Raw genomic sequence first — 11,139 nt, 5'->3', positions numbered from 1 at the left:
GCTCAGCTTCACAGGCCCCTGAGCCGTCCGGTCCCCACGAATCTCGAAGTCCATTGCCACCCCTGAACTGGGGTGTTGCAACGACCACTAGAACTGAAGCTTCAGGGAGGGGGCCCTTTGCGTGCGTCGTCGGCTGCGGGGCTGAAAAGTACGGGGCGCAGCGCCTGCTTTTCAGGGGCGCGGGGGACTGCGCGAGAAGCCCCACCGGCCCGCAGCCGACGTACGACGAAGGGGACCCCCTCTCGCAAGAGAAGGGGGTCCCCTTTCGTACTCGGCTGAGCGCCGCAGGCCTACCGCAGGCGGGCCATCAGCGCATGCTCCACCAGTGTGATCAGCGCCGACTTCGCGTCCGACCGGTGCCGCGCGTCCGTCGTGATGATCGGCGTGTCGGGGCCGATCTGCAGCGCCTCCCGGACCTCGTCCGGGTTGTACGGCTGCTGTCCGTCGAAGCCGTTCAGGGCGATGACGAAGGGGAGTCCGCTGTTCTCGAAGTAGTCGACGGCCGGGAAGCAGTCGGCGAGACGACGGGTGTCGACCAGCACGATCGCGCCGATCGCACCCCGCACCAGGTCGTCCCACATGAACCAGAAGCGGTCCTGACCGGGGGTGCCGAACAGGTACAGGATCAGGTCCTGGTCGAGGGTGATGCGGCCGAAGTCCATGGCGACCGTGGTGGTCGTCTTGTCCCCGGTGTGGGTGAGGTCGTCGATGCCCGCGGACGCGGACGTCATCACGGCCTCGGTACGCAGCGGGTTGATCTCCGAGACGGCCCCGACGAACGTGGTCTTGCCCACGCCGAAGCCACCCGCCACCACGATCTTCGCCGAGGTGGTGGAGCGGGAAGGACCGCCGCTAGAGCTTGCGAAGTCCACTGAGCACCCTTTCGAGCAGTGTCACGTCTGGCTGGCCGCCGGCGCTCTCGTCGCCGCCGGGCTGATGGATGGCGACCAGGCCCGCCTCCGCCAAGTCGGCGACGAGGATCCTGGCCACACCGAGGGGGATGGTCAGGAGCGCCGAGATCTCGGCGACCGACTTGATCTCTCGGCAGAGGTTGCAGATCCGCTGATGCTCGGGCAACTGGCCCTGCATCTGGTGCGGCTGCGCGGTGGTGTGCACCAGCGCCTCGATGGCGAGCTGGTAACGCGGCCTGGTGCGGCCGCCCGTCATGGCGTACGGGCGCACCAGGGGGTTGTGTGCTGCCCCGGCGGGCGACGGCTCCGGGGTGCGGCGCTGCGGCTGCACGGGCTGGATGCGCGGCGCCGGCGGCTGGTCGTACGGCGAGGGGCCGGGGCCCTGCGGTGCGTACGGCTGCTGGCGGCTCGGTGCGGAGGGGAAGTTGTACCGGTTCTGGTCACCCTGGCCCGGCCCCTGGCCAGGGTAGGACCAGTTGCCCGACGATGAACCGCCTGGGGGTGTTGCCACGTTCTCTCCTCCTCCGACTGTGCTGGCATCCATGGCTCATTGGAAGCCGCGTCCCGAAACCTTACGGCCCCGGGACGCCAAAACGCACGGTCTGACTGTTAGTTGAGCAGGCTGCCCTGGAGCTCCGCACGAAGATCGGGCGTCAGGACCGTTCCCGCACGGTCCACCAGAAGGGCCATCTCGTACCCGATGAGACCGATGTCGGCTTCCGGATGTGCGAGTACCGCGAGCGAGGAACCGTCGGAAATGGACATGATGAACAGGAATCCCCGCTCCATCTCCACAACCGTCTGATTGACGCTGCCACCTTCGAAAATGCGGGAGGCACCCGCGGTCAGAGAGGTCAGACCCGACGCGACGGCCGCCAGCTGGTCGGCACGGTCGCGGGGAAACCCTTCGGACATCGCCAGAAGGAGTCCGTCGGCGGAGACCACCACCGTGTGCGACACCCCGGGGGTGTTGTCCACGAAATTGGTGATCAACCAGTTCAGGTTCTGTGCCGCCTGGCTCATCGGGCTCACACTAACGCTCCTGGTTGTAGGTGCTGTCAGGACCACTGTGCTGATTTCTAGTGGCCTGGCCGTTCGTTTCACTGCCTGCGTTGCGCCCACGCTGGACACCGCGGCGCAGGTTGCTCAGCCTGCCCCGGACGTCCTCGGGAGCGCGGGAGATCTGTGGACCTCCCTGCGGGGTCGGCGTGGCGGCTCCCTCGACCAGGTTGGCCTTGGGCACCCGCCGCGGCAGACCGGAGGAGGTGACCCCGCCTGCCTTGGGCTTCTTCAGCTGGGAGGCCTGCTGCCAGCGCTCGTCGTTGGCCGAGCGCCAGTCGCCGTTCGGTCCCCCGGCCGTCGGCTGGTCCTGGGCCACCTCCTGCCGTCCGTTCACGGCGCCCGCGCTCGAGCCGCCCGCGTTCGCGGTGGAGCCGCGACGGGGGAGGCCGGCGTCGGTCAGCGCGTGGCCGGCGGAGGGGATGGATCCCGGACGGTCGAAGCCTACGCGCTCCGGCTCCTTCACGTCAGCGGCCTGCGTGGATTCCGGTTCCGGAGCGTACTCGGAGCGGTACGAGCTCTGGTAGTCCTGCTGCTGCGGCCAGTCGTCCTGATAGGACGGCTCTTCGAAGCCCGGGTACGTCTCCGGGGCGTTCGCGCCGGCCGCCCCGCGGTCCTCCTGGACGGGCTCCGCATAGGCGGGCTCGGGGTAACCGCCGGTAGCGGTGAACGTGTCGTTCCCACCCGGGAGGTGCCCGTTGCCGTTCGCCACGCCGTTGCCCTGGCCGAAGTACGCCTCGTCGTACGACGGTTGCTGCGGCTCCTCGTACGCCGTCTGCTGGTCGTACGACCGCTGCGGGTCCACGTAGGCGGTCGCGCCGTTGTCGTAGGACGGCTCGGGCGACTGGAAGTCGTCGCCGTAGCGCGGCGCCTCGGCGGGGGGCAGCTGCGGGTTGTGGTGCGTCTGGGACTCCAGGGCCGCCCGACGCTCCTCGCGCATCAGGGAACGGCCCACGGGGTCCAGGTCGCGGATGTCGTCCGGAACCTCGTACCGGCTGTCGTCGAAGCCCAGCTCGGCGGCGGTCCGCATCGGGGCGAGGCCCGGCTGCTGGAACGAGTGCTGCTCCGGGATGATCTGCGAGACCGTGAACTCGTCGCCCTGCGGCTGGTGCTGCTCGCCGCCGCCACCGTGGGTGATGACGTCGGGCAGCATGACCAGCGAGGTCGTACCGGCCTGCTCGCCCGAGGGGCGGAGCTGGACCCGGATGCCGTGCCGGTCGGACAGCCGGCCGACCACGAACAGACCCATGCGCTGCGAGATCGCGGCGTCCACGGTCGGCGGGTTGGCCAGCTTGTGGTTGATGTCCGCGAAGTCCTCGGCGGTGAGGCCGATGCCCTTGTCGTGGATCTCGATCATCACGCGGCCGTCGGGGAGACGGGTCGCGGTGACGCGGACCTTGGTCTGCGGGGAGGAGAACGTGGTGGCGTTCTCCAGGAGCTCGGCGAGCAGGTGCACGAGGTCGGTCACGGCACGGCCGTGGATCTCGGCCTCCGGGACGCCGGAGAGCTCGATGCGCTCGTACTGCTCCACCTCGGAGGAGGCGGCGCGCAGCACGTCGATCAGCGGGACCGGCTGGTCCCAGCGGCGGCCGGGCTCCTCGCCGGCGAGGACCAGGAGGTTCTCGCCGTTGCGGCGCATACGGGTGGCCAGGTGGTCCAGCTTGAAGAGGTTCTCCAGCTGGTCCGGGTCGGCCTCGTTGTTCTCCAGGTCGGTGATCAGGGTCAGCTGGCCCTCGATCAGCGACTGGTTGCGGCGCGAGAGATTGGTGAAGATCGCGTTGATGTTGCCCCGCAGCAGGGCCTGCTCGGCGGCGAGCCGGACGGCCTCACGGTGGACCTGGTCGAAGGCGCGGGCGACCTCGCCGATCTCGTCCGTGGAGGTGATCGGGATCGGTGCCACCCGGGTGTCGACCCGGCCGGGGTCGGTGCGCGAGAGCTGGTCGACCAGCATCGGCAGACGCTGCTCGGCGATGCCGAAGGCGGCGTTGCGCAGCTGACGCATCGAGCGGCTCATCTGGCGGGCCATGATCCCGGCGATGATGAACGCGGCGAGCAGGGCGACGATGACGATGGCGCCGTTGACGTAGGCGTCGCGCTGGGCGTCGGAGGCGATCTGGCCGGCCTCGGACACCGCACGGTTGATCAGCTCGGTCTCGACCTCGCTGTAGCCCTCGAACTTCAGCGTGGAGGCCGCCATCCAGTTCTGGTAGGTGACGCCCTGCTTGGCGAGGTCCTCAGGGGGGATACCGCTGCCGATCGCCTGGATCATCTTCAGCATGGTGTCCGGCGGCGGGACGTAGTCCGGGTCCTTCGCGGCGGCCTCGGCCGCCTGCTTCTTGCCCTCTTCGGTCTTCTGCGCCATGACCGACTCGAGCCGCGCTGCGTCGGCCTCGGTGCCACCGGAGATGTACTCCTGGACGGCGATGTTCTCCAGGTAGGCGTACGAGGTGAACGCGGTGACCTGCTGACGGAAGATCCGCTGGTCCTCGCTGGGCCGGACCAGCAGGTGGGTGCCGATCGAGCGCTGCAGAGAGGCGGCGCCCTTGGCGAGTGTGACCGCGTAGACCGTACGGCCGTATGCGGTGATGTTGCCGGTACCGAGTCCGAGCTCGTTGGAGAACTCCGCCAGGAGGTGCTCGACGGTGACGTAACCCTCTTCGGTCTGGACCGGGTCGGCGGCCCGGGTGAAGGCGGTCTGCCGCAACTTCTCCAGCGCCGGTTCGGCCTCCTCCACCAGGCGCAGCCGGCGCTCCAGGCCCTGCCCGGCCGGCATCCCCACGACCTCGGCGTGGAAGGCGTCGGCCTTCTCGTCGGTGAAGGCGCGGGCGTCCTTGACGACCTCGCTGTCGCGGTCGCCGTCCAGCAGCGGCTGGGCGGAGAGGTCACGCTCGTTGAGGAGGGCCTCCGCGTAGACACCGGCGGCGGCCACGATCTTGGCGACCTTCTCGGCGTCCTTCGCCTCCTGCCAGGTGTCGATCGAGCCCTTCACCTGGAAGCCGCCCATGATCAGGCCGACCAGCACGGGTATGAGGAGGATCGCGTTCAGGCGAGTGGGTACACGCCAGTTGCGGGGGGAGAGACGACTACCGCTGGGCGCGGGAGCTGCCGTCGGCTCAGGTCCGGTCACTTGTGCGGGTGCCGCTCCGCGCGGCGGCGGGGTGAAGTTGCCCCGCGCCGACGGCTCGGGACCTTTCTTGCTTCGCCTCACTCGACCAACAACCTCTCGGCGCCGGCACCTACGTCGTGCCGCGGGTGACTCCACGCCCTAGTACGTCTTTGACTAATGGGCAGTTCAGGCATTCCAGCACGTCGCGCTGAGGACTTCCAAACACTGGGAGGCAACGATTCCGCGTGATGTAAGTCCCAGATAAAACGGTCATAAAGAGCGAGCCCCGGCAAAAAGCGGGGCCATTGTGAGCGCAGCGGCACCGATCGACCGCGACGCGTGGTCGTACCACCCTATTTCTCTGTCGAAACGTTATGAACACCGAGGCCGACCGTGTCAAAGGACACAGCCGGCTCCGGTGTAACTACGACAACTGCCGTATGACGTTGTGGACTTGGGTCCTGTTTTTGGGACCAGTCGGGGTGCTTCGGCGCCTGTTCCCTAGCGCAGCCGTGCCATGAGCGCGTGCTCGACCAGGGTGATCAGGGCCGACTTGGCGTCCGCGCGGTGGCGGGCGTCCGTCGTGAGGATCGGGGTGTCGGGCCCGATCTGGAGCGCCTCCCGGACCTCGTCGGGCGTGTACGGCTGGTGTCCGTCGAAGCCGTTGAGCGCGATGACGAAGGGGAGTCCGCTGTTCTCGAAGTAGTCGACGGCCGGGAAGCAGTCGGCGAGACGACGGGTGTCGACCAGCACCACGGCACCGATGGCACCGCGGACCAGGTCGTCCCACATGAACCAGAAACGATCCTGCCCCGGCGTACCGAAGAGGTACAGGATCAGGTCCTGGTCGAGGGTGATGCGGCCGAAGTCCATGGCGACCGTGGTGGTCGTCTTGTCCCCGGTGTGGGTGAGGTCGTCGATGCCCGCGGACGCGGACGTCATCACGGCCTCGGTACGCAGCGGGTTGATCTCCGAGACGGCCCCGACGAACGTGGTCTTGCCCACGCCGAAACCGCCCGCCACCACGATCTTCGCGGAGGTGGTGGCCCGTCCCGATTCAGAGCTTCCGAAGTCCACTGAGCACCCTTTCCAGCAGAGTCACGTCCGGAGCGCCACCGGCGTTCTCGTCGCCACCGGGCTGATGGATCGCGACGAGGCCGGCCTCGGCGAGGTCCGCGACCAGGATCCGTGCCACACCGAGCGGCATGGACAGCAGGGCCGACACCTCGGCCACCGACTTCACCTCGTGGCACAGGTGGCAGATCCGCTGGTGCTCGGGGAGCAGCCCCATCAGGTGCGCGGGGTCTGCCGTCGTGCTGATCAGCGCCTCGAGGGCGAGCTGGTAACGCGGCCGCGTCCGGCCACCGGTCATGGCGTACGGCCGTACCAGCGGCTGGTCGCCCTCGTCTCCGTACGGCTCTGCGTACGGATCGTGAGGAGCGGTGGGCGGGGTCATTGATCCTCCGAGCGGGACAGCAAGTCGGTCAGTCGTGCCGTCTGACGGGGGCCGGTGGGGGGACTGCGTCGGCCGGACGGTGAGGTGGTGAGTTCTGTGGAGCCGCAGGCGTCAGTGGAGCAGACTGCCTTGGAGTTCTGCGCGCAGGTCGGGCGTGAGCACGGCGCCCGCGCGGTCGACGAGCAGCGCCATCTCGTAACCGACCAGGCCGATGTCGCACTCGGGGTGGGCGAGGACGGCCAGGGACGATCCGTCGGAGACGGACATGAGGAAGAGGAATCCGCGTTCCATCTCGACCACCGTCTGGGCCACGTCCCCGCCCTCGAAGATCCGGGACGCCCCGGCCGTGAGCGAGGTGAGTCCGGAGGCGACGGCCGCGAGCTGGTCGGCACGGTCGCGCGGAAAACCTTCCGACATCGCCAGAAGAAGACCGTCGGCGGACACGACGACGGTGTGGGACACCCCGGGGGTGTTGTCCACGAAGTTGGTGATCAACCAGTTGAGGTTCTGTGCCGCCTGGCTCATCTGGCTCAACTAACGCTCCTGCTGGTGAGTGGGGCTCGGGAAGCTGCCGGTCTGGCCGTTGCCGGCCTGTCGACCCTGCGCGATGCCCCGACGGAGATTGGTCAGCCGGCCGCGTACGTCGTCAGGCGAACGCGAGACCTGCGGACCGGTTTGGTGCTGTTGCTGCTGAGCCGTGCCCGGCACGAGGTTGGCGCGCGGGACCCGGCGCGGCAGGCCGGAGGTGGTGACCCCGCCCGCCGAAGGCTGACGGGCGCGTTCGGCCTGGCGGACCAGGTCGTCGTTGGGAGTGCTGCGCCAGGAGGAGGAAGCGGACGCGGCGGGAGCGGCCGGCCGCTGGGGAGCGGCCGGAGTCCGGGGAGCCGGAGCGGTGTGCTGCTGCGGCGCGGAACCGTTGCCCTGCTGCTGACCGTTCAGATCGTTCTGACCCGTCTGGCCGCCCTGACCGTGGAACCAGTTGGTCTCCAGCGTGTCGTAGAGCGGTGTACGGCCGTCCATCGGGCCCGTCGCCGGGGGCAGCGCCTCCGGCTCCTGCGGACGCGCGGGACGCTGCGGGGGCACCGGGGGGCGCTGCGGCGGCACCGGCGGGCGGGGCGCGCCGTAGCTCTCACCGTTGACCTGCGGCCGCTCGAACTGACCGGTGTCCTGCGGGTTCTGCCGGCCCGGTCCACCGAACTGGCCGGCGCCCTGCGGGTTCTGCCGGCCCGGAGCCGGGAACTGGCCCGTGCCGGAGCCGTCGTAGCCCGGCGTGGCGAACTGGCCGGTGGAGGACGGGTCCTGCGGGGCGCCGCGGGACGGACCGGTGGGCGTCGGCGGAGCACCGGCCCCGCCGAAGACGTCGGAGCGGACGTAGGACCCGGTGCCGTTCTGCGGTGTGCCCGCACCGGGGCGCCGGCTGTCGAAGTCGTCCTGCGGCGAACGCGGGAAGTCGTGGGACGAGGCCGGCCCCTGGTTGGGGTCCACGCGCGGCATCGGCGCGGTGACGTCCGGCTGCTCCTCGTGGCCGCGCGGGGCGTCCAGCGGGGCGCGCGGCACCGGCGGCTGCGCGTTGTCGTCGCTCCAGCTCGGCCGCGCCGGGGCGTTGCCGCCGGGCAGCTCGGCGCGCGGACCACCGCGGCCGGGCAGCTGCGGGCGGCGCCTGCCGGAACGTTCCTTGCCCTGCTTCGGCGGCACGGCGCCGGGGCCGTTGTCGGCCCCGCCCGGCCGTCCCGCACCCGTGTCACCGGGGCCGCCGGCCGGGCGCAGGCCCGAGCCGGTCGGGAAGCCGCTCTGGCGCCCGGAGTCGTCGAAGCTCTCGAACCCGCCCGGACCACCGGTGCCGGCCGCCTGCAGTCCCTGCGGGGCACCCGGCGCCTGACCGCCGCCGAACCCACCGGCACCGGCACCCGCCGGAGCCGGCCGGCCGCCCTGCGGGGGCACCGGCGGACCACCCTGCGGCCCACGCGGGCCGCCGGGGTTGCCGAAACCGCCCGGACCACTGGGGTTGCCGGGCAGCGCGGCCCGCGGACCCTGGCCCGCGCCGACCTGCCCACGCTGCGGGGCTCCGCCCAGGAGCCCGCCACCGGCGGACGGGCCGCCGAGCGGCGGACCCGACTGGTTGCCCGCCTGACGACGCGCGGCGGCGGCACCGGCCGCGGCCTGCGCGGCGGCGGGGCCACCGGAGGAGGGGGCACCCTGACCGGGCTTGCCCGGGGTGGGCTTCTTGTTGCCCTGCGCCACGTCCACGGGAAGCATGACGAGCGCGGTCGTACCGCCCGAGTCGGACGGACGCAGCTGGATACGGATGCCGTGGCGCTGCGACAGACGACCGACCACGAACAGACCCATGCGGCGGGAGACCGACACGTCCACGGTGGGCGGCGAGGCGAGCCGCTCGTTGATCGCGGCGAGGTCCTCGGGGGAGAGGCCGATACCGGTGTCGTGGATCTCGATCAGCACGCGGCCGTCGGGCAGCGCGTGACCGGTGACCTTGACCTTGGTCTGCGGCGAGGAGAACGAGGTGGCGTTCTCCAGCAGCTCGGCGAGGAGGTGCACGAGGTCGTTGACCACGCGGCCGGCGACCTCGGTCGTCGGCACGGAGGCCAGCTCGATGCGCTCGTACTGCTCCACCTCGGACGCGGCGGCGCGGAGCACGTCGACCAGCGGGACCGGGCGGGTCCAGCGGCGGCCGGGCTCCTCACCGGCGAGGACGAGGAGGTTCTCACCGTTACGGCGCATGCGGGTGGCGAGGTGGTCGAGCTTGAAGAGGGAGGACAGCTGGTCCGGGTCGGCCTCGCGGGACTCCAGTTCGGAGATGAGCGACAGCTGACGCTGGATGAGGCCCTGGGAGCGGCGCGAGAGGTTGGTGAACATCGCGTTGACGTTGCCCCGCAGCAGGGCCTGCTCGGCGGCGAGGCGGACGGCCTCGCGGTGCACGTCGTCGAAGGCCGCGGCCACCTGGCCGATCTCGTCCCGGGAGTGCACACCGACCGACTCGACGGAGGTGTCGACGTCCTGCGGGTCCGACTCCGAGAGCTGCTTGACCAGCTCGGGCAGCCGGTCCTGGGCGACCCTGGTCGCGGTGTCCTGCAGACGGCGCAGCGAGCGGATCATGGACCGGGCCACGACGAAGGCGCCCACGAGCGAGACACCGAGGACGAGCAGGATCAGCGCACCGGAGATGATCGCCTCTTGCTCGGCGTCGGCACGCAGGTTACGAGCGGTCTGCTCCATCTGCTCGAGGAGCGAGCCCTCGATCTTCTTCATCTGCTCGATCTTGGCCGAGGAGTCGTCGGTCCAGTCCTTGTACGAGCGGTTGTCCTGGCCGCCCAGACCGCCGGCGCTGGCGAGCACCCGGTCCGCGTAGACGTCGGAGGCCTCGATGGTGGGGCTCGCGTCGTCGATCGGCTTGGTCAGCTCCTCGGCACCGGACCCGTAGATGTCGGAGAAGGTGCTGCGGTCCGACTCCTCGTTCGACAGCGCCGAGTTCGCGTAGAGCCGGTCGTTCTCGTAGAGCTTGCCGGCCTTGTCGTCGGTGGCGGGCAGCGCCGCCGCGATGACCGCGCGCTGGATGGAGGCGTACTCCTTGGCGGAGGAGAAGGCCGCCAGGGCACGGGTCCGCTTGATCATGTCCGGGTTGCTGGTGGCCTCGGCCATGTCCGTGGACAGTTCCAGCAGCTGGGCGATCAGGCGGTGGTAGGCCTCGACCGTCTGCGTGGAGTTCTTGGGGTCCACGTAGGCGTTCTTGCGGATGCTGCTGAGGTTGTAGAGCTCGCGCACCACCCGGACGAGGCTGTCGCGGACGCCGGGCATCTTCGCGGTGGTGTTCGCGGTCTCGGCAGCCTGGGTCGCGTCCGTGAACTGGATGCGGGCCTGGTCCGTCTTCTCCCGGGAGCCCTTGACGGTGAAGTCGGTGGCGTCCAGACCGTGTGCGAGGGGACCGGCCGACAGGTCGCGCTCCTGCTGGAGCGCGGCGGCCAGCTCGGTCGCCTGCTTCGTCATGTCGGTCAGCAGCCGCATGTTGTCGAGCTGCTGGATGTCGTCCACGTTGTCGCCGATGCGCAGGGCACCGAGCGAGGTCGCCGCCACCACGGGGAGCGCGAGCAGCGACACGAGACGGGTCGAGATGCGCCAGTTGCGCAGGGCTATTCGGGAGCCGTTGCCGGTTCCCGCCTTGGTGCCGCCCTTGGGTTTCCCGGGTGGTACGGGAGCAACTGACGCGCCGGGGCGCCCGGAGCGCTCCCCGCCGTCGCCGATCTCCGCCGGACCCGGGTTCTGGGCGTGCTGGGGGGAGGAACCGTTACCGGTTCCGTTGTGTGGCTCCGGCTCCGCCGAAGCGCTGCCATCCCTCTTGAAACGTCCCTGCACTAGCGTCGCAACCTCTGGACCAGGCGCCCCACCGCGTGAACGGCGGGACGGTGTCGGCGTCTTCGGGGGCGCCCTGAATACGTCCCCAATGGTGGTCGTGAGTGACCGGCGCTGGCTCCCCCTTCCACCGCCGCCAGGCGCTGTTCTTGCGCCCCTGCGCGCCGGCACGATCCGGCGGCGGTCCGTGGAATTCCAGCACAGTGCCGGATCTCCAACAAGGCCAATGGGTAACGGTCTGT

8 protein-coding genes are annotated in these 11,139 nt (G+C 70.2%); all 8 read right to left on the bottom strand.

Annotation, left to right across the window (positions count from 1 at the left end; genetic code table 11):
• Nucleotides 1–290 precede the first annotated feature (290 nt).
• The 8 genes from P1P70_RS12275 to P1P70_RS12240 all read right to left on the bottom strand — a co-directional run bounded on the left by P1P70_RS12275 (nt 291) and on the right by P1P70_RS12240 (nt 10,900).
• Complete coding sequence (locus tag P1P70_RS12275) at nt 291–872, bottom strand: GTP-binding protein (protein ID WP_013000463.1); 582 nt, start codon at nt 870–872, stop codon at nt 291–293.
• Nucleotides 853–1,422, bottom strand: a complete 570-nt coding sequence (locus P1P70_RS12270; RefSeq protein ID WP_319236846.1) for a DUF742 domain-containing protein — start codon at nt 1,420–1,422, stop codon at nt 853–855. Before P1P70_RS12270 ends, P1P70_RS12275 begins: the two co-directional genes overlap by 20 nt.
• Nucleotides 1,423–1,520: 98 nt before the next feature.
• Entirely contained in the window at nt 1,521–1,934 is a 414-nt protein-coding gene (locus P1P70_RS12265) for a roadblock/LC7 domain-containing protein (RefSeq protein ID WP_004983065.1), read from the bottom strand.
• A gap of 10 nt (nt 1,935–1,944) precedes the next feature.
• Nucleotides 1,945–5,178, bottom strand: a complete 3,234-nt coding sequence (locus tag P1P70_RS12260; RefSeq protein ID WP_319236845.1) for a nitrate- and nitrite sensing domain-containing protein — start codon at nt 5,176–5,178, stop codon at nt 1,945–1,947.
• A gap of 399 nt (nt 5,179–5,577) precedes the next feature.
• Complete coding sequence (locus P1P70_RS12255; RefSeq protein ID WP_319236844.1) at nt 5,578–6,153, bottom strand: GTP-binding protein; 576 nt, start codon at nt 6,151–6,153, stop codon at nt 5,578–5,580.
• A complete protein-coding gene (locus tag P1P70_RS12250) occupies nt 6,134–6,532 on the bottom strand; it encodes a DUF742 domain-containing protein (RefSeq protein WP_009314205.1) in 399 nt (132 codons plus the stop codon). The genes P1P70_RS12255 and P1P70_RS12250 overlap by 20 nt, the downstream gene beginning before the upstream one ends.
• A 111-nt stretch (nt 6,533–6,643) precedes the next feature.
• Complete coding sequence (locus P1P70_RS12245) at nt 6,644–7,057, bottom strand: roadblock/LC7 domain-containing protein (RefSeq protein ID WP_005479910.1); 414 nt, start codon at nt 7,055–7,057, stop codon at nt 6,644–6,646.
• 9 nt (nt 7,058–7,066) lie between these two features.
• Nucleotides 7,067–10,900: a nitrate- and nitrite sensing domain-containing protein gene (locus P1P70_RS12240; RefSeq protein ID WP_319236843.1), complete on the bottom strand. Its 3,834-nt coding sequence runs from the start codon at nt 10,898–10,900 to the stop codon at nt 7,067–7,069.
• Nucleotides 10,901–11,139: the final 239 nt, after the last annotated feature.

The sequence above is a fragment of the Streptomyces sp. MB09-02B genome (genome assembly GCF_033794485.1).
Classification (GTDB): domain Bacteria; phylum Actinomycetota; class Actinomycetes; order Streptomycetales; family Streptomycetaceae; genus Streptomyces.
The sequence above is the reverse complement of the archived record's forward strand: the minus strand, read 5'-3'. Positions and strand labels throughout refer to the sequence as shown.